Raw genomic sequence first — 19,441 nt, 5'->3', positions numbered from 1 at the left:
GCGAGATGATGAAAAAAGGTATGAAGCAAGTTTGTGTCAGTTTGGCAGTGCTTCCGCTTGTTTGGCTGAATTTAGGGATAACTCAGCCGCTTGAAGTTCAAGTAAATGCGGAAGAAACCAAGGGAAAAGAAATGGCGAAAGCAGAAGCTGCTCAGCAATTAAGTAAAGATGAGTATGCGAAGTTGAGTGCAGAAGAAGGGCTTGGTAATGTTATTGATGCAACGGTAACCGATAATGTGATTACACTCAAAATCGATAATGGGGATGAAGACCAAGATGACTATCTGGAAATTTCTCCACTAGCAAACAACTTATTAAAAGTGAATTTGCGTCCAAGGAATATTGAAAATAGTGAGTCTACGCCAATGATTGATCCAGATGCTACTTTTACAGCAATTGGAGCAACGATTGATTTAGAATCAGACCCAATAAAAATCACAACCGATGAATGTACACTCGAAATCGCCAAAAATCCAGCTCGGATGACATTTAAAGATAAGGACGGAAAAGCTTTATTATCTGAGTCAGCTGATGGTGGCATTTTTGATGGAGGTGTAAGATTTAAACGTAGTGCGAGTGACCATGTATACGGTGCTTACGGAATTAGTTTTGGTGATGGAGACCTTGGGATGGAGCGCGATGATACAGCTTCAGATAGTGGGAAAACTGCTCAAGCTGGTCAGCAAGGAAATGCGGGTGGACCGTTCATGTGGTCAACAGCTGGATATGGTCTTTTAGTAGATAGTGATGGTGGTTATCCATATTCGGTTTCAGATGAAGAAAAATTAGAGTTTTATTATGGTGATACAGTGGTTGAAGGACGCCGTTATGTGAAAGAGAACGTAGAAATGTACCTGATGTCAGGTAAACCAGAAGCGATTATGTCTTCTTACGCCGATATTACAGGACACACACCAATGATGCCGAAATGGTCGCTTGGTTTTTCTAACTTTGAGTGGGGAACAAATGAAGCGGAATTTAGAAAAAATATCGATACTTATCGCGCAAAAGGAATTCCAATTGATTCATTTGCCTTTGACTATGATTGGAAGTTTTACGGAGATCCGGTCCACGGAGGAGATTACGGTGAATTTGCTTGGAATACGGATAATTTCCCATCTTCCGCGGATACAACTTTAAAAACGGATATGGATGCATTAGGGGTCAAAATGATTGGTATTACGAAGCCACGTGTTGTAACTAATTTAGAAGATGGTACAGAAACGCAACAAGGTAAGGACGCAGAAACAAATGGTTATTGGTATCCTGGACAAGCGGCATATGAAGATTATGCTTTCCCAGTAACAGTTAGAAGTATTGACCCATACAACCCAGACGAACGTAACTGGTGGTGGTCTCATTCCGAAGATGCTTTAGATAAAGGTATTGTAGGTTGGTGGAATGATGAAACAGACAAAGTATCATCTAATGGGGCAGACTATTGGTTCGGTAATTTCACAACTGGTTTCACTTCCGAAGCAATGTACGAAGGGCAACGTGAATATACAAACAAACGTGTTTGGCAAACAGGTAGAACGTATTACCCAGGAGCACAACGCTATTCCACTTCCATTTGGTCCGGAGATATCGGAGTTCAATGGAAAAAAGGCGAGGTAATTGATTAGGCAAACGGGATGCAAGAACAACCAAGTACGATGCTTTCGACAATTAATTTAGGACAAACGAAATGGGGCATGGATACAGGTGGCTTTAATGCTAACTCTGGGCAAATCTTAAATCCAGATCCTGAACTATATAGCCGTTGGATGGAATTTAGTTCTCTTGTACCAGTTTTCCGTACACACGGAAATGACAATCAGCAACGTCAGCCTTGGTATTATGGTGGAACAGCTGAAGAAGTAGCGAAAAGCACGATGACTTGGCGCTATTCAATGATTCCTTATATGTATGCATACGAAAGACAAGCGTATGAATCTGGTGTTGGTCTAGTTCAACCATTAATTTTCGACAATCCAACTGATGAAAATGTAGTGGATTTGACGGATGAGTGGATGTTTGGTGATGGGATTCTTGCGGCACCTATATTAGAAGAAGGCGCAGGTTCTCGTGATATTTACTTACCAGCAGGAACTTGGGTTGACTATAACCGTGGAGATGTTTATGAAGGAAATCAAACAATTAATTATGAAATAAATGATGAAGACTGGACAGATGTACCAATGTTCGTTAAACAGGGTGCAATTATGCCAATGCAACAACCACAAAACTATGTTGGTGAATCAGCAGTCAAAACAGTTTATTTAGACACTTTTGCTTCAGAAGATAATACAACGTTTACACATTATGACGATGACGGAAAATCTTTTGATTACGAAAAAGAAACCTATTTAAAACAGAAAATGACTACTTCTAAAACAGCTGATAGCACGACATTCACTATTGGAGCAAAAGAAGGAAGTTATCAAGCGGATACAGAAAATTATATTGTTAAACTCCACGGAAATGCAGCAGAAAGCGTTCAAGTTGACGGAGCAGATAGCAAATTTTATGATGATTTATCGGCACTAGAAAATGCGGATGGAGAAGGTTATGCTGTTTCGAGCGATATTTACGGCGCAGTAACGTATGTAAAAGTACCTGCTCAAGCAGATGCGGATACAGTGATTACAACTACTGGTTCTGAAAGTGTCGTACAAACTGGAACGTACGAAATGGAAAATGGTTCCAGTTTTGCAAGTACTGTAGCTGACAAACCAGTTTCTGAAAAAACATATGTAGATGGCTATGATACAGATGGCGCTGGAACAACTGTTTATGCCAATGTAAAAGATGCTGGCGATTACAATGTGGATTTAACTTATAAAAATGCTTCCAGTGATAATCAATCATTAAGTATTTTTGTTAACGGTGAATACGTGAAACAAACAACGCTAAAACCAGCAGCAGACTCAGCTGTTGCATCAGAAGCATTACCACTTTCAGCAGGTAAAAATAGCATTACTTACAAAGTGGTAACCGATGCAGATGACAAAGCAGACCAAGTACAACTTGATAAAGTAAATATTGGTTTCACGCCAACTATTGCGAAAGTCGAAGCAGAAGAAGCAGATCTTGCAGGAACGCTTGCAGTAGCAACGGATCACTGGTTCTATAGTGGTGCAGGATTTGTTGGTGGTTTTGGTACAACTGGAGATGAAATTAAGTTTGAAGTAGATGTACCAGCGGACGGGGAGTATGTATTAAACACACGTACTGCTAATGGAACAGGTATGCCACAAACACTTGATTTGTACACGAATGGCGAATATAATTCTCGCGTTACTTTCTCTTCAGAAGGAGAAAACTGGAATATTTGGTCAGATACAGAAAAAGCAGTAGATCTAAAAGCTGGAACAAATAAAATCACCTTTTTGATGGACGGCGAAACAACAGGGAATATCAATATGGACCGAATTCTCGTTTCGGCAGATCCAGTTGAGTCACCAGTCCAATCAGAAGTAAATTTATTAGATAATGGCGGTTTTGAACGGGATCCGAGCAGAACAACCAATTGGGTAGAATCACATCCAGATGGTCAAGATAACGCTTATGGTGTAGATAGTGGCTCAGGGGTAAATCCTCCAGAATCACCAGCATTCGGTAGCCAAAGTGCTTACTTCTATCTCCCAGGCGCATATAAACAAACGCTAGCTCAACAAATTTCTGTACCAGCGAATAATGCCACATATGATGTCGAAGCTTGGGTTAAAGTAAGTGAAGATGATGCGGCAAAAGCCCAAATGACAGTAAATAATTATGACAGTGGTGAAGGTCAGACAATTGATTTAGTAGCAGATAATGTTTGGCATTACGTATCAATTAAAGATGTCAAAGTAACAACTGGAAATATCAATACAAGTTTCCAAATGGACTCACCAGGTGGAACAAGTATCCATATTGATAATGTTCGAGTTATGTCTGGAACAAAATAATGAAAGCTAGGCGGGGTGTAATCATCCCGCTTAGTTTTTTAAGGAGATTGACATGAAGAATTTCTTCAAGGTTTGTTTAATTATGAGTGTCATCATTGTAGGTATGGTTTCTTTTAAAACAATGGATGCTAGTGCAAGCGGTATATGAAATTGCTAGTATACTGTTCCGAACTATCAAAATTATCCAGAATTAATAGCAATTGATTTTAAATCTAGGAAGATTACCTAATTCAAACAGTAGTATTTGGTATGGATGGCACTATTACACTACCTATTTATGATAAATTAGCAGTAGATTATGATAAAACAACAAAACAAATTGTTGCTCCAACTACTACATTAGCAATAGGTGATTATTAGATTTAACGGTATGATACTCTTAGGTTGCAGGAGTAGAAATTCTTGAATATAGCGTTCCAATAACCATGAATTAAAATAAAATTTGTGCTATAGCGCAAGTTTTTTCTATTTGTAAAGCCTCGTTTTTTCCTGTATAATACTATCTGCTAGACTTATTTCCTGGGGATGTTACGGATTCGACAGGGATAGTTCGAGCTTGAGTTGCGAGTCGGGGGGATCGTCCTCGTTATTAACGTCAAAGCCAATAATAACTGGCAAAGAAAAACAAAACCTAGCTTTCGCTGCCTAATAAGCAGTAGCATAGCTGATCCTCCGTGCATCGCCCATGTGCTACGGTAAGGGTCTCACTTTAAGTGGGCTACACTAAATAATCTCCGTCTGGGGTTAGTTAGAAGAGCTTAATCAGACTAGCTGAATGGAAGCCTGTTACCGGGCTGATGTTTATGCGAAATGCTAATACGGTGACTACGCTCGTAGATATTTAAGTGCCGATATTTCTGGACGTGGGTTCGACTCCCACCATCTCCACTTTTGACTTAGATAAGAAAGGTTATGTATTCTGTAATGGTTTAATAAAACTGTTGCACAATGCATAACTTTTTTTATTAAAGCTAGTTAATATATGTTTGAAATAGCATCAATAATAAACCTCAGTTAATTATCAGGGTATTTATTTTGAGAATTTTTATAGTAAGTTGAATTTCCTTTAACTTGACCATTTCTTTCTCTTTTATTTAGAAGTATTTGTTAAACTTGCTAGAAAAAAGCTAAGGGAGGAAGAAAATGGCACAACTTAGAAAAATTTTCATTATTTTCATTGTGATTAGTCTGCTATATCTGTTCATTGTTACAATATGTATGTTTAGTGGGGCTAAGGCGAAACCAAGTGAGAATGCCGAGACGGTTCTTATTCTGGGAGCAAAAGTAAACGGTGAACCGGCTCGACCATCCCATGTTTTACAGGAGAGGCTCGATGCGGCAGTAGATTACTTAAATGAGTATCCAAAAGCTAGAGTGGCTGTTAGTGGTGGTCAGGGCGCAGATGAAAGCGAGACAGAAGCGACTGTTATGGAAGAATATTTGGTTAATGAAGGTATTCAGAGAGCACGGATTGATACCGAAACTAAATCCAAAAGGACGGAAGAAAATATTAGCTATAGTAAAGAAAAATTTCAGCTTGAGAAAACAGTGATTGTTACAAGTGATTATCATATGTATCGGGCGCTGATGCTTGCGAAACGTCAAAACATTGATGCAACAGGACTTCCGGCAAAATCAAAGACAATCGCAAAATATAAAGGAATGGTGCGAGAAGTATTGTCGATATCCTATGCATGGGTTTTTGATTGGTAAAATTGCATGTTATAATAATGCTAAAAGTGTTGGAGGTTTTACGGGTGAAACTGGAGCGGATTTTAGCCATATTAGTATTAATATTAGAACGAAAAGTCCTTGCAAGTGAATTAGCAGAAAAATTTGAAGTCAGTACACGAACTATTTATCGTGACATGGATACGCTTCTTTACGCAGGATTCCCAGTCGTTGCATTACCAGGTAAAAATGGTGGGTTTACTATGCTTGATTCCTATAAACTGTCGACATTTACCTTTTCGGAAACAGAAAAACAAATTCTACTCGATGCACTTCAAGCAAGGTCTGGATTTGTATTGAATGAAAACCAAGAGTTACTACGAGAAAAAATTACATTACTACAAACGGAAAAGCCAACAACAAATCATATTTATTTCGACTCAGCTACACAACATAGACAACAAATTGAAACTGAAGTGAAACGTAAAATGGCGCATATTCAAAAAGCATTTACCGCGAACAGACAATTAGAAATCACCTATGTTGCCATGGATGGAACAGAAACAAAAAGGCAAATTTCCCCTCAGAAATTAAATTTAATGGATGGAAGTTGGTACTTAGAAGCATATTGTCACAAGCGGAAGGCAACTCGTAATTTTAAATTAACGAGAATACTTACCTTAAACCAGCTGGATAAAGAAATAGTTGTTTTAAATAAAATAGAAGAAATTGTACATAAAACAAATAAAATCACTCTGGACTTCCCAAAAAATCAACTTGGCAAATTGCTTGATTATTTTCTATTAGAAGAAATGGATATTCATAACGAATATGTTCGGGTCACGTTCGATTATGACGGCAGTAAAAATATCATTCCTTTTATATTAATGTTTACTAGTTCTGTGAAAATTGTTGAGCCAGAGTCATTAAAAGTGCAGTATAAAAGAGAAGTGGAAAAACTTTATTTTCATTTGAATTGTTGACAGATAGTTGTCAGGTTTTATTCGCTATAATGTATTTAAAGAGGTGGTAAATAGTGAATCTACAAGAAAATAAAGTGATTTACGGAAAACAAATACGAACAAACAATGATGATTTTAGCCCAATTGCGAGACTTTGGGGTGAAGTAATGGTAGAAAAACCAACTGGAGATATTTTTGCAGTCTATAGTAACTATGCAAGTGATTACATGGGGGATTATGATTTACTCGTTGGAACAACCAATTGAAAACAAGAAATGACAGCTAATATTGAAGCAGGAGAGTATCTTGTTTTTAAGGTAGATACAACCAATCCTAAAGGGGTAGAACAAGTATGGAATGAAATTTGGAAGCGAAATAGTGAGCTTAATCGAGCTTATAATACGGATTTCGAGTGGTATCATACGGATGGTAAAATAGAAGTGTATATTTCTATTTAAAAACCCCCGCGGAAAACCGAGGGGCTTGGTACTAATTAAGTTTTTCAGCAGCTTTGTTTGGGACTTGCTCGGGAGTCACTTCTTCAAATGTCGTGACACCTTTGAAATTTTTATAGTAGAGTCTTAAGTAAGCTCCTTTACGTAGGTTTTTATCCGCTTTGAAGTTCATTTTTTCTTCTTCTCCATCTTTATTGTAACCTGAAAGCACATAAGAATAAGCAAAGCCCCTGTCGCCAGTATTTTCACCGTCTTTGGTGATTTTAACGTAATATTGTTCTGCTACTGCTATTTTATCATAGCAATAGTAGTAAATGCCTAAACCTATACCTCCAAGAATTAATAGACTAATAATACCTATAAATATTTTCTTCATTTAATCATCCTTTACTTAGTTCTTACGTTTATTTTATAGGTAAATATGATGGAAATCCCGCTTATAAGGTAACAAAATAAGTAATAAAACTTACATAATTGTTAGGAAGGAGTAAGATTATTATGGCGAGACCGACAAACAAAACAGAATTAATGGAGTTAAGTGCAGAGAATTATCAAAAACTCAACGATTTGATTGACACTATTCCTGTAGAAAAACAAATGCAACCATTTCCGTTTGAGGATCGAGATAAGAACATTCGTGATGTAGTAGTGCATTTGCATGAATGGCATAAAATGATGTTAGAGTGGTATAGAGTTGGGATGTCAGGTGGGAAACCAGTAACTCCAGCAGAAGGTTATACGTGGAAAACAACACCAGAATTAAATGCAGCGATTTGGAAGAAATATCAAGGTACTAGTTTAAGTGAAGCTAGGAAACTGCTTGATGAAACGCATAAGAAAGAGATGCAGATGATAGAGGAACATTCAAATGAAGAGTTATTTACAAAAAAATATTTCAAGTGGACGAATACAACTTCACTAGGAGCATGGCTCATTTCTAGTACAACCAGTCATTATGATTGGGCCATTAAAAAAATCAAGAAATTTAAAAAAGCTGCTGGAATTTGATAGATTCCAGCAGCTTTGTTTTATTCAAATGCGTCTTCGTTAAAATAGAGGATCTCCCACAGATGCTTATCTAAATCGAGGAAACTTCTACTATACATATATTCATATTCTTGAGGTTCGGCTGCCGTCTCTGCGCCGATGCTTAGAGCTAAATCTACTAATTCATCAACCGCTTCTCGTCTTTTAAGTGATATTGTAATGAGGACTTCGCGTACTTTAGTTGTATCTGCGAGTTCGTTTTTATGGAAGGTCTGGAAGAAATCTTCTTTCAAGAGCATGGCGAAAATATTTTTCCCAATAATCATTTGAGTAGCGTTTTCGTCAGTGAATTTGGGATTGAACTCATAACCAAGCTTCGTGAAAAAGGCGATAGATGCTTGTAAATCTTTTACAGGCAAGTTAACAAAAATTTGTCCGAGCGTGTTATCATAATTTATCACCTCCAGCCAAAAATAGCATGCTGCAAATCACATGTCAATGAATAAGTTGTGGTAAAGTAGGGAAGATAAGAAGTAATGCTAAATTGAATATCAAAAAACTACTTGTAATCGGTTTCTTTTTGTACTATAATATTAGAGAAATGTATAGGATTGTTACTGCCAAGGCAGGCAAAACCTGAACTAATTCAAGTGCTATTTTGGTATCTATAGCATTGGAATTAGTTTGGGTTTTTTCTTTTGAGAGAGGTGAAGATGCATGATTATCAAAAAAATTCTGAATAACAATGTTGTAATCGCCGAGGGTAAAAGTGGCAAGGAGTCTGTAGTTATGGGACGTGGCCTTGCTTTTCAAAAGAAACTTGGAGATGAAGTGGACGCGTCCAAGATTGAAAAAACATTTATTATGGAAACACACGAACTATCAGAGAAGTTATCAGAGCTACTGAGTGAAATCCCACTGAAACATTTGCGCGTGGCGGATGATGTTGTTCAGTATGCGCAAGAAACACTCGAAACAGATTTAAGTGATAATATTTATTTAACATTAACAGACCATATTAATTTCGCTGTATCTCGCTATAATCAAGGTATTAATTTGAAAAATGCACTTTTATGGGAAATAAAACGATTTTACCACGCAGAGTACTTGGTTGGCATGAAGGCACTGGAGTTTATTGAAGAAGAAATAGGAATTAAGCTAGATGAAGATGAGGCAGGCTTTATTGCACTCCACATCGTCAACGCTAGGCAAGATGGGCAACAAATGCATATGACAGTAGCAATGACACAAATCGTTCAAGATATTCTAAGTATCGTTACTTATCATTATGGGATGGTCTTGGATGAAACTTCACTGAATTACACTCGATTTATCACACATTTACAGTATTTTGCACAGCGGTTGCTTCGAAAAGAAATTGTTGATTCAGGAGACGACTTTTTATATGAACAAGTGCAAATCAAGTATCCCGAAGCATTTGATTGTACAAAAAAAATTGATGCGTACTTGATTAATACGCATCACACCGAGTTAACAAGAGACGAACGAGTCTATCTCACTATTCATATCTTTCGTGTAACGGAACGAAATACGATTATAAAAGAAGATTAAATTTTTTTGCCGATTATGTAATGGATTACAGAAAAGTACTGCTTGCTGGCGGTACTTTTTTTATTGCAACTTTTTCTCTACTAAAATAACAGTGAGTAATACGGCAAAAATACTAGTTGTAAGTAATATCGAACTCCGAATGAAGGCGTGCATCGGAATAAAAGCAAGTAGGAGCGAGAAAATAAGTAAGATAATACCAGTAATTATCCAATAAAAACTAAGCAATTGATGAGCTTTTTCCCAGCTGGAATTACTTTTTAATGAAGCCTTTGTTCGATAACTAAAACGGCTTTCTTTGTTTTGTGGGGGATTAATACGGTAGAGGACGCCGAGAATAATGAGTAACAGTGGGAAAATTAAATCAAACATAATAACCTCCTTTTGGGTATCTTCGTAGTATAACAAATATTTGTGAAAAATTGAACGGTTTGGGTGTGTACTTTAATGGGTATTGGTCAAAAGAGTCAGTAATTTTAAGGAGGAAAAAAGATGCTTTATAGCGAAAACGACAAGCGAAAACATGAAAGTTATCGAATTCCACTCTTTGGTTCCGAGGAAGAGAGTACAAGTATTCCGAAATATGTTTTGAAGAAAGAACCAATGGAACCGCGTATTGCTTATCAACTCGTGAAAGATCAGTTGATGGATGAGGGAAATGCTAGACAAAACTTGGCGACTTTTTGTCAAACATACATGGAAGAAGAAGCGCAGTTACTTATGGCGGAAACGCTCGAAAAAAATGCGATAGATAAGTCGGAATATCCGCAAACCGCAGAACTCGAAAACAGGTGTGTTAATATTTTAGCTGATTTATGGAATGCGCCGAAAGAAATGGCTTACTTAGGCACTTCCACTGTCGGATCATCCGAGGCATGCATGCTCGGTGGTTTAGCAATGAAATTTAGATGGCGTAAAAATGCTGAAAAACGTGGGTTAGATATTCAAGCAAAACGTCCTAATTTGATTATTTCTTCAGGGTATCAAGTTTGTTGGGAAAAATTTTGTGTGTACTGGGATATCGATATGCGTGTGATACCAATGGATAAAGAACATCTAAGTTTAGACGTGGACCGGGTATTTGATTTTGTAGATGATTATACGATTGGTATTGTTGGGATTTTAGGTATTACTTATACTGGGAAATTTGATGATATTGCTTTACTAGATGAAAAAGTAGAGGCTTATAATGAAGCCAATGAACATCAACTAGTGATTCATGTGGACGGAGCGAGTGGTGCGATGTTTACACCCTTTGTAAATCCAGAATTGCCATGGGACTTCCGTTTGAAAAACGTCGTTTCAATTAATACATCTGGTCATAAATATGGTCTCGTTTATCCAGGCGTTGGATGGATACTTTGGAAGGATAAAGAGTATTTACCAGAAGAATTAATTTTTGAAGTAAGTTACTTGGGTGGTTCGATGCCAACGATGGCGATTAATTTCTCCAGAAGTGCTAGCCAAATTATCGGGCAATATTATAATTTTTTACGGTTTGGTTTTGAAGGTTACCGAGAAATTCACGAAAAAACAAAGAAAACAGCACTCTATCTTGCAAAAACAGTAGAAAAAAGTGGCTATTTTGAGATTATCAATGATGGTTCTAACTTGCCGATAGTTTGTTATAAAATGAAAGAAGATTTGGATGTCGAATGGACATTGTATGACTTAGCAGATCAACTTTTAATGAAAGGCTGGCAAGTTCCTGCGTACCCACTACCAACTGATTTGAGTGATACAATAATTCAACGTTTTGTTTGCCGGGCAGATTTAGGGCATAATGTTGCCGAAGAATTTGCGAGTGATTTTCATGCGGCAATCAAGAATTTAGAACATGCGAGAGTACTCTATCATGATAAAGGACGAAATGATTCATACGGATTTACACATTAAAAAAGAAGACTTGGACTCATATCCAAGTCTTCTTTGTGTTATAAAGGTAACCAATCGATAATTTCTTTGATACTTTTATCCCAAAAATCCCAATCATGATCACCAGGGCCTTCACGGTATTCTAGGGGCGCATTTTTCCCGAGTGCGAAATCGCGGAAACGGACATTATCTTCATAGAGAAAATCTTCCGTACCACAGTTTTGGAACAAGTCAGGCAGCTTGATTTGGCTCGCTAAGTTGTTCTCTAATAAATGAAATAAATCATTTTCTGTCCCTGTTTGGCTGGACATATCTCCTGTAATAGCTCTTGTACTAAAGTTTTCAAAGCAGTCTTCCTTAATAATATAGTTAATGTCCATCACCCCAGACATACTTGCCGCTGCTTGGAAATTTTCGGGATATGTAAGCGCGACTTTAAATGCACCGTAACCTCCCATTGAATGTCCGGCGATAAAGGTATCTTCTTTTTTTTCTGATAGTGGAAACCAGTTTTTCATCACTTGGGGTAGTTCTTTACTTACAAATTCAAAATAATTACGTCCGTGAACCATGTTGGAATAAAAACTATGATCAGCAGCTGGCATGACTACAGCAAGTCCTTTTTTAGTGGCATAACGTTCGATATTAGTATTGCGAATATAAGTAGTATGGTTATTAGATAAGCCGTGCAGAATATATAAAGTTTTATATTTCGGAATGTTACTATGATAGAGGGTTGCTATTTCAGGTAAAATGACGGTTGCACTTGTTTGCACAGCTAAACATTCCGATTTGAAATTTAGTTCTAAAATAGCCAATGAAAGGGCCTCCTGACGTGTCTTTTTTCTAGTATACATGATTTTTCAGGTAAATAAAATAAATATAACTTATCTTATGAGTTAACTCGGAATTGGAATGTGAAAGAAGAACCTGCGCAAACAGGTCCTCGTTATTTTTTAATACTTGGCTTCTTTTTATCAACTATTTTTAAAATTTCATCCAGCTTGCGGTTCTTTTCCAAAATAGCGGCTTCTTTAAATTGTTCTGTTGTGACTGGGGGCATTGTTTCTTTGCAATTTTCATGTGATAGATTCGGAAAAAGATTATCAGTCATTTTCATCGCCTCCTTACGTTAAGTATAAAGTATAATGGAAATAATATCGACTAATTGCGCGTGAATGAAAATAATTCTCAATTAGGGTCCCGACTTTTTGAATATCGTGGTATAATTTAGTAAAATGAAATGGACAGTGTTGCGGAGGGGAATCATGAAGAATTTTAATATAGTAGTTTTAAGTGTCGTGACCGCACTGCTCCTTGCTTCATGCGGAAATGATACTACGACTACTTCCAAAAATGAAACAGCAGAAAAAGAAAAAAAGGCTCAGACTGTGCTTGAACTAACTGATATGTCGGGGCGCGAAGTTTCTTTTGATAAAAATCCAGAGCGAATTATCGCGTTAACGAATGCGGATATGAATATCATTTATGCGCTGGGTGGAACAGTTGTCGGGCGCCAAACAACAGATGCAAGTGGTGTTCCGGACGGAGCGAAAAGTGCTACAGAAGTTGGAAATACGCATGATTTAAACTTAGAAAAAATAGCTTCTCTTGGTGCGGATGCTATCGTTGCAAGCTCTGAGCAGAATTTGAAAGATGTTCCCGCGATGGAAGGCGTTGGTCCAAAAGTCGTTTTAACTGGTGCGAATTCGATTGCCGAAATAAAAAAACAAACCGCAATTCTCGGTGAACTTTTAAATAAAGAAGATAAAGCCAAAGAACTGCAAGCCGATATTGATAAAAAAGTAACAAAAATAAAAGAACAACAAAAAAAGAAAAATGTTCGTGCATTACTTGTTTTAGGAGCACCAGGAAGTAATTATGCGGCATTACCATCTTCGTTAAGTGGAGATGTTTTAGAAGTGGCTGGCGGGGATAATGTTGCCAAAGACTTTAGAGGGGTAGAAAACTTTCCGCAGTATGCTTCGATGAACGTTGAAAAAATTGTGGCTGCTGACCCCGAAGTGATTTTCTTAATGATTCACGGTGGCGATGAAAAAGAAACAGAGGCTGCATTAAAAAAAGAAATGAAACAAAATGATGCTTGGAATTCCACGAGTGCAGTAAAAAATGATCATATTGTTGTACTCCCAGCAGAGCTTTTTGGGACGAATCCTGGAGTGGAAATCGATGAGGCATTGGATTACATGGCAGACGAAATAAATAAGGTGGATAACTAGATGACAACAGTAAAAGCGCATGATCCGCGGCGCCAACGTAGACGGATAACTTTTGTGGTAGTACTTATTTTACTTATTTTGACGTTTTTTTACGGACTGACTACTGGGTCTGTAAAAGTTACACATAGTGATGCTTGGCAAACGTTGACTGGCAGTGGAAGTGATCTTGCTAATCAACTTATTTGGAATTTGCGATTGCCAAGATTGCTAATTGCTTTTTTAGTTGGTGCTGCACTTGCGATTGCAGGCTGCTTGCTTCAAGGTGTGATGCGAAATCCATTAGCAGATCCGGGTGTGATTGGTGTTTCCGCTGGTGGTGGATTTGTGGCGATTGTAATGACACTCGTATTTCCGACGATGGCAGCTTTTGTTCCGATTGGAGCTTTTTTAGGGGCTTTTGGGACAGCGATATTAATTTATTTATTAGCATGGGACCGAGGTGTTTCTCCGCTCCGGGTGATTTTGTCCGGAGTGGCAATTAATGCCTTTATTGGTGCGATGACTTCTGGAGTAATGGTTCTTTATAGCAATCGTGTTCAAAGCGTGATTTCTTGGATGACAGGGACCCTTTCTGGAAAAAGTTGGTATCACTTAGATTTAATTTGGCCATATATGCTAATTGGTTTTGTTTTAAGTGGTTTTGCCATTCGTTCTTCCAACGTACTGCTACTTGGTGATGATGCAGCAAAATTACTTGGCTTTTCTGTAGAGCGACATCGTTTTTTCATTATTATGCTTGCCGCTTTCTTGAGTGGGATTGCGGTGAGTGTTGCAGGGTTGATTGGCTTTGTTGGGCTAGTTGTTCCACATATTTTTCGATTAATTATCGGAAATGACTATAAGTACTTACTTCCACTATCTGCACTAGGTGGCGCTTTATTAGTTGGTTTTGCAGATACAGCGGCAAGAAGCTGGTTCGGATCGATTGAGTTGCCAGTTGGGATTTTACTAGCGATGATTGGCGCACCATTCTTCTTATTCTTACTTCAACGTGGGAGGGTTGCTTCATGAAATCAGCACTAGAACTAAAAAACATTTCTTTCTCACGTAAAAGAGATTTTCAAATGTCAGCTATAAATGCAGCTATTCCTGAGGGCAAAATTACGACACTGATTGGACCAAATGGTTCTGGAAAATCAACTATGTTGCGTTTAATGATGCGACTTTTGACGCCAGATAGCGGTGAAATTTTATTAGATGATAAGAATATTACTGCTATTTCGGCAAAAGAACTTGCGAAAAAAATGACAATGCTGGCACAAGCTCCAGAAGGCCTTGTAGATGTCATTGTGCATGATTTGGTTGCATATGGTCGCTTGCCGTATCGAAGCTTTCTATCGACTTTGCAAGAGGAAGACGAAGCAGTCATTCAGTGGGCAATCAAAGTTTGTAATTTAGAAAGTTTGGCATATCGACCACTTCATTCTTTATCAGGTGGAGAACGACAACGAGCATGGCTTGCAATGGCATTAGCGCAGAAAACACCAATTTTATTACTTGATGAACCGACGACCTATCTCGATATCGCTCATCAACTAGAACTATTAGATTTACTTGTTCATTTAAATAAAGAATATAATTTAACGATTGTTTTAGTACTTCATGATTTAAATCAAGCGGCGATTTACAGCGATTATGTGTTTGTTTGTGAAAATGGTCAATTAGTAAAGAATGGTACGCCAAAAGAAGTGTTCACGATAGATTTACTTCGGAATGTTTTTCATATTACGGCAGATATCACCGAAAAAGACGGAAAGCAGCACATTCATCCGATTGCTTCGACGAGATTTGAATATTAAAGAAAACAGAAAGAAGATTAGAATTTAGTGAAAAAGCTTCCTATCCTAGATAAACTTTATTATAATAGATGAAGGCTGTTGCTCTTTTTAAGAATAGCAGCTTTTTTCTTTTTGAAAATCTAAATATAAAAGGACGGAAGAGAATGGCTAGGAACAGGAAAAAAGCAGTTCGTGTAGATTATGCAATTATTTTCTTAATGATGGTACTTTGCATTATAGGGCTTGTGGCGATTTATGTTGCTGGACTCGTCAATGACCAGTATACGAATAACTTTTTGCTACAGCAGTCTATTTGGATTGTTATTTCCACAGGAGTAGTCGTTGTTATCGTACTTTTTTTCGATTATGATAAACTTCAATGGGCCGCATACTACTTATATGGGATTGGTAATTTGCTACTTATTCTCGTATTAATCGTAGGTGATGAGCGAAAAGGCTCGAAAAGTTGGATTAGTATTGGATCGCTTGGAAGTTTACAACCTTCAGAATTAATGAAAAGTTTCTTAATTCTGGCGCTTGCAAAAGTGATTTGGGATCATAATAAGAAATATCCACTACATACCGTAAAATTCGATATCCAATTGCTTTTAAAAGTAGGGGCTATTTCGATTATTCCCCTTGGTCTAGTTGCGCTTCAACCAGACCTTGGAACGATTTTAGTATTTATCGCGATTATCATTGGTATGGTATTTATCAGTGGTATTACTTGGAAAATTTTATTACCGTTATTTAGTTTTATAACGGTTATCGGCGCCACTTTAATTTATTTAGTTTTATATAATCAAGCTTTTTTACAAAAATTAGGATTTGAACCTTATCAATTTAAACGAATTACTTCTTGGTTACGTCCAGAAGAAGACCCACTTGGAGACGGAATGCAGCTACTCCGATCGACGCAAGCGATTGGTTCTGGTCAGCTTCAAGGAAATGGTATCGGCAATCAGGCTATCGCTATTCCGGAAAACCACAATGATTTTATTTTCTCGATTATTGGTGGGAATTTCGGTTTTATTGGTGGCTGTCTGTTAATTATGTTATACTTTTTACTGATTTACCAAATAATTCGAGTAGCATTAGATATTAATATTCCGTTTTATTCTTATATTTGTGCAGGTGTTTGCTCGATGATTTTATTTCATGTTTTAGAAAATATCGGAATGACAATTGGTTTACTTCCAATTACCGGTATTCCACTACTTTTTGTCAGTTATGGGGGAAGCTCTCTTCTTGGCGCATTTATGGCACTCGGACTTGTGTTATCGGCGAGGTATAATGCCCCAGAAGTTAACTTAGGAAAAGGAAATCGGATTTGATTTTCTTTTTTAAACTGTTTGGGAGAAAGTGTTACTTAAGATTTTACAAACCAACCAGTAAGGAGTAATTAAATAATGAATCAACAAAATAAACTAGCTGGACGCATTGATTACGGTATTGTTTTATCCATGATGTTGCTGATGATAATCAGTTTAGTGTCTATTTACAGCGCACAATTAACTAATAACCAATATGATGCGAACTTTGTTGTAAAACAAGCGATGTGGTTTGTAGTTTCCACATTCGCAATTATTGTCGTTATGCAATTAGATTATGATCGACTAATGAAATGGGCTTATTACTTCTATGGACTTGGTTTATTTATGCTTGCCTTTGTTTTGCTTTTTGGGAAAGAAGTAAAAGGGGCAAAAAGCTGGATTGTTATCCCTTTTTTAGGAAACATTCAACCATCAGAAGTGGTAAAAGTAATTTTAATCATAGTTTTAGCAAAAGTGATTTGGGATCATAATCGCGCATATAAAGTTCATCGCTTCAGCTATGATATGTGGCTTCTTGTGAAAATGGGATTATTTACACTTTTCCCACTAATTTTAATTATGTTGCAACCTGACTTAGGGACTGCGCTTGTATTTATTGCGATTATGTCAGGAATGATTCTTATTTCTGGGATAACTTGGAAGATTATTGTGCCACTGTTTGGGTCAATAGCAGTAATTGGTACTACATTAATTTGGATGGTTATTAATCATCAAAGTTGGCTTACTAGTCTTGGTTTTAAACCGTACCAATTTGAGCGGATTACAACATGGATAAATCCAGAAAATGATCCCCAAGGTGGCGGCTATCAAGTGCTTCGAGCGTTAACAGCAATTGGATCTGGACAGATTTCTGGAAATGGTGTTGGTTATGATGCTATCGCGATTCCAGAAAATCATAATGACTTTATTTTCACCATTGTTGCAGGAGATTATGGCTTTATTGGAGCTAGTATCCTGCTGGCGATTTATTTCTTATTAATTTATCAAATCATTCGTGTCGCGTTAGATATTGGTATTCCTTTCTATTCTTATATTTGTACAGGCGTTGTTATGATGCTGATGTTCCATGTACTTGAAAATGTTGGAATGAATATTGGCTTATTACCAATAACTGGGATTCCGCTTCCGTTCATTAGTTATGGCGGTAGTGCACTGCTTGGGAACATGATGGCAGTTGGCTTAGTACTCGGGATAAGGTTTAATTATAAGAAGTCTATGTTTGAAGTGAAAGAAGAAAATCACGTCTCATAAAATCTAAATGCAAAAGTCGAATCTGGCTTTTGTATTTTTAAAAGAGGGGATGTATTCGCTTTCAAAAACTCTGTTTTTTTCTAAGTGTTGCCATTTGTACTTTCATAAAAAATGCACTATGATAGTAGTAGAATGCAATCGGAGGGAGAGACAAAATGATTAATTTTTATTGGTATCCAAAATGTAGCACTTGCAAAAAGGCAAAGGCATGGCTTGAAAATGAGCATACGGATTTTCAAGAAATAGATATTAAAACAGAAACTCCAAGTGCAAAAGAGCTGCAATCATGGCATGAGCTTAGCGGACTACCAATCCGTCGGTTCTTTAATACAAGTGGAATTAAGTACCGCGAACTAGGGCTAAAAGATAAGATTGACACAATGTCGCTTAAAGAAGCCTATGAACTACTTGCCTCAGATGGGATGTTAATTAAGCGTCCATTAACAACAAATGGCAAAGAAGTAACACTTGGATTTAATGAACAAGAATTTGAAACAACTTGGAAATAGTCATAATAGATAATTGTAATAAAAAGGAGGAGTTTAGAAATGAGTTTGCCAAAAGACTTATTGTACACAGAAGAACATGAATGGGTGAAAGCTGAGGATGGCAGTTATCTTATCGGGATTACTGATTTTGCACAAGATCAATTAGGGGATATCGTCTTTGTTGAATTACCAGAAGTTGGCGATACAGTTGCAAAAGGCGATTCTATTGGAAGTATTGAATCTGTTAAAACAGTGTCAGATTTCTATGCACCTGTTAGTGGGAAAGTAGTTGCTGTGAACGAGACACTAGAAGATGAACCAGAATTAATCAATAGCAATCCGTACGATACTGGCTGGATTTTAAAACTTACTGAAGTAGAAGCTGCAGATGTAGATGCGCTTCTATCAAGTGAAGATTACGAAAAAACATTAGATTGATTTATACGAGGGCCGGCTTGGGATAACCGAACTGGCCTTTTTTAATAGGAGGCGTTTTCTCTGGAAATTTGGGAAAAAGAAACTTTGCAGATGGCGCAAAATAATGGTGCGGATTTTGTCATTTTCTTTTTTACGCCGATGTGTGGTAGTTGCCAAATGGCTAGTCGTTTGGTGGACATGACTCAAACCGCTGATAGTATCGATATAACTATTGCCAAAGTAGATTTAAACTATGTGCCAGAAATTGCTCAGGCGTTAGAGATTACATCCGTTCCTGCTTTAGTGAAGTTTAAAGCTGGAATTCCAGAAGATGTAAGTTATAAATTGCATGATGTAACAGCTATTTTTGAATTCCTGTATAATAAGTGATACAGGGATTTTTTTCTGTGTTAAAATTTGCCTTGACGCAAAAAAGTTTCGCAATCGATATAGAAATGTATTTAGCTAAAAACATTGCTATA

18 protein-coding genes, 1 other RNA gene and 2 pseudogenes are annotated in these 19,441 nt (G+C 37.2%); 16 read left to right on the top strand and 5 right to left on the bottom strand.

Annotated elements, in window-relative coordinates; translation table 11 throughout:
• Positions 1-8 precede the first annotated feature (8 nt).
• From CKV67_RS12290 to CKV67_RS12270, 5 genes and pseudogenes are all read left to right on the top strand, one after another.
• Positions 9-3,932: pseudogene (locus CKV67_RS12290) on the top strand (TIM-barrel domain-containing protein).
• A gap of 521 nt (positions 3,933-4,453) precedes the next feature.
• Positions 4,454-4,823, top strand: a transfer-messenger RNA (tmRNA) gene (gene ssrA / locus CKV67_RS12285).
• A 252-nt stretch (positions 4,824-5,075) separates the two neighbouring features.
• A complete protein-coding gene (locus tag CKV67_RS12280; RefSeq protein WP_014093659.1) occupies positions 5,076-5,645 on the top strand; it encodes a YdcF family protein in 570 nt (189 codons plus the stop codon).
• 44 nt (positions 5,646-5,689) lie between these two features.
• Positions 5,690-6,586, top strand: a complete 897-nt coding sequence (locus CKV67_RS12275) for a helix-turn-helix transcriptional regulator (protein ID WP_014093658.1) — start codon at positions 5,690-5,692, stop codon at positions 6,584-6,586.
• Between the two features lie 53 nt (positions 6,587-6,639).
• Positions 6,640-7,023 (top strand): annotated as a pseudogene (locus tag CKV67_RS12270) (GyrI-like domain-containing protein).
• A gap of 31 nt (positions 7,024-7,054) precedes the next feature.
• Here the strand turns inward: CKV67_RS12270 and CKV67_RS12265 are convergent.
• Positions 7,055-7,396: a YxeA family protein gene (locus tag CKV67_RS12265; RefSeq protein ID WP_014093657.1), complete on the bottom strand. Its 342-nt coding sequence runs from the start codon at positions 7,394-7,396 to the stop codon at positions 7,055-7,057.
• A 122-nt stretch (positions 7,397-7,518) separates the two neighbouring features.
• Here CKV67_RS12265 and CKV67_RS12260 point away from each other — a divergent pair, with 122 nt between their 5' ends.
• Positions 7,519-8,028 (top strand): ClbS/DfsB family four-helix bundle protein, encoded by a 510-nt coding sequence (locus CKV67_RS12260; RefSeq protein WP_014093656.1) that lies wholly within the window; start codon positions 7,519-7,521, stop codon positions 8,026-8,028.
• A gap of 20 nt (positions 8,029-8,048) precedes the next feature.
• On the opposite strand, the gene CKV67_RS12255 is transcribed toward CKV67_RS12260, so the two are convergent.
• Complete coding sequence (locus CKV67_RS12255) at positions 8,049-8,465, bottom strand: VOC family protein (RefSeq protein WP_032363899.1); 417 nt, start codon at positions 8,463-8,465, stop codon at positions 8,049-8,051.
• Between the two features lie 259 nt (positions 8,466-8,724).
• Between CKV67_RS12255 and licT the strand changes: the two genes are divergently transcribed.
• The gene (licT, locus tag CKV67_RS12250; RefSeq protein ID WP_014093654.1) at positions 8,725-9,579 is read left to right on the top strand and encodes a BglG family transcription antiterminator LicT; all 855 of its coding nucleotides are present in this window, start codon (positions 8,725-8,727) and stop codon (positions 9,577-9,579) included.
• Positions 9,580-9,639: 60 nt separating this feature from the next.
• Here licT and CKV67_RS12245 read toward each other — a convergent pair whose 3' ends face one another.
• Positions 9,640-9,948, bottom strand: coding sequence for an SdpI family protein (locus CKV67_RS12245; protein ID WP_014093653.1), 309 nt, complete (start codon positions 9,946-9,948; stop codon positions 9,640-9,642).
• A gap of 120 nt (positions 9,949-10,068) precedes the next feature.
• On the opposite strand from CKV67_RS12245, the gene CKV67_RS12240 reads away from it, so the two are divergent.
• Entirely contained in the window at positions 10,069-11,472 is a 1,404-nt protein-coding gene (locus tag CKV67_RS12240) for a glutamate decarboxylase (protein WP_014093652.1), read from the top strand.
• Between the two features lie 38 nt (positions 11,473-11,510).
• Here CKV67_RS12240 and CKV67_RS12235 read toward each other — a convergent pair whose 3' ends face one another.
• The gene (locus CKV67_RS12235) at positions 11,511-12,269 is read right to left on the bottom strand and encodes an alpha/beta hydrolase (RefSeq protein ID WP_014093651.1); all 759 of its coding nucleotides are present in this window, start codon (positions 12,267-12,269) and stop codon (positions 11,511-11,513) included.
• A 131-nt stretch (positions 12,270-12,400) separates the two neighbouring features.
• Positions 12,401-12,565, bottom strand: a complete 165-nt coding sequence (locus CKV67_RS12230) for a hypothetical protein (protein ID WP_003749425.1) — start codon at positions 12,563-12,565, stop codon at positions 12,401-12,403.
• 154 nt (positions 12,566-12,719) lie between these two features.
• Between CKV67_RS12230 and CKV67_RS12225 the strand changes: the two genes are divergently transcribed.
• The 8 genes from CKV67_RS12225 to CKV67_RS12190 all read left to right on the top strand — a co-directional run bounded on the left by CKV67_RS12225 (position 12,720) and on the right by CKV67_RS12190 (position 19,349).
• The gene (locus CKV67_RS12225; RefSeq protein WP_025280081.1) at positions 12,720-13,691 is read left to right on the top strand and encodes an ABC transporter substrate-binding protein; all 972 of its coding nucleotides are present in this window, start codon (positions 12,720-12,722) and stop codon (positions 13,689-13,691) included.
• Positions 13,692-14,702 carry a FecCD family ABC transporter permease gene (locus tag CKV67_RS12220; RefSeq protein ID WP_014093649.1) on the top strand — a complete coding sequence of 337 codons (1,011 nt, stop codon included), beginning with the start codon at positions 13,692-13,694 and terminating at the stop codon, positions 14,700-14,702. It abuts the gene before it with no gap.
• Entirely contained in the window at positions 14,699-15,490 is a 792-nt protein-coding gene (locus tag CKV67_RS12215) for an ABC transporter ATP-binding protein (protein ID WP_014093648.1), read from the top strand. Before CKV67_RS12220 ends, CKV67_RS12215 begins: the two co-directional genes overlap by 4 nt.
• Before the next feature lie 143 nt (positions 15,491-15,633).
• Positions 15,634-16,803 (top strand): rod shape-determining protein RodA, encoded by a 1,170-nt coding sequence (rodA, locus tag CKV67_RS12210; protein ID WP_014093647.1) that lies wholly within the window; start codon positions 15,634-15,636, stop codon positions 16,801-16,803.
• 75 nt (positions 16,804-16,878) lie between these two features.
• Positions 16,879-18,054, top strand: a complete 1,176-nt coding sequence (gene rodA / locus CKV67_RS12205) for a rod shape-determining protein RodA (RefSeq protein ID WP_014093646.1) — start codon at positions 16,879-16,881, stop codon at positions 18,052-18,054.
• A 155-nt stretch (positions 18,055-18,209) separates the two neighbouring features.
• Positions 18,210-18,563, top strand: coding sequence for an arsenate reductase family protein (locus CKV67_RS12200; protein ID WP_003720732.1), 354 nt, complete (start codon positions 18,210-18,212; stop codon positions 18,561-18,563).
• A gap of 39 nt (positions 18,564-18,602) precedes the next feature.
• Complete coding sequence (gene gcvH / locus CKV67_RS12195; protein ID WP_014093645.1) at positions 18,603-18,980, top strand: glycine cleavage system protein GcvH; 378 nt, start codon at positions 18,603-18,605, stop codon at positions 18,978-18,980.
• 84 nt (positions 18,981-19,064) lie between these two features.
• Positions 19,065-19,349 (top strand): thioredoxin family protein, encoded by a 285-nt coding sequence (locus CKV67_RS12190; protein WP_025280080.1) that lies wholly within the window; start codon positions 19,065-19,067, stop codon positions 19,347-19,349.
• Positions 19,350-19,441: the final 92 nt, after the last annotated feature.

Source organism: Listeria ivanovii subsp. ivanovii, from assembly GCF_900187025.1.
In the GTDB taxonomy this organism is placed as follows: Bacteria; Bacillota; Bacilli; order Lactobacillales; family Listeriaceae; genus Listeria; species Listeria ivanovii.
The sequence above is the reverse complement of the archived record's forward strand: the minus strand, read 5'-3'. Positions and strand labels throughout refer to the sequence as shown.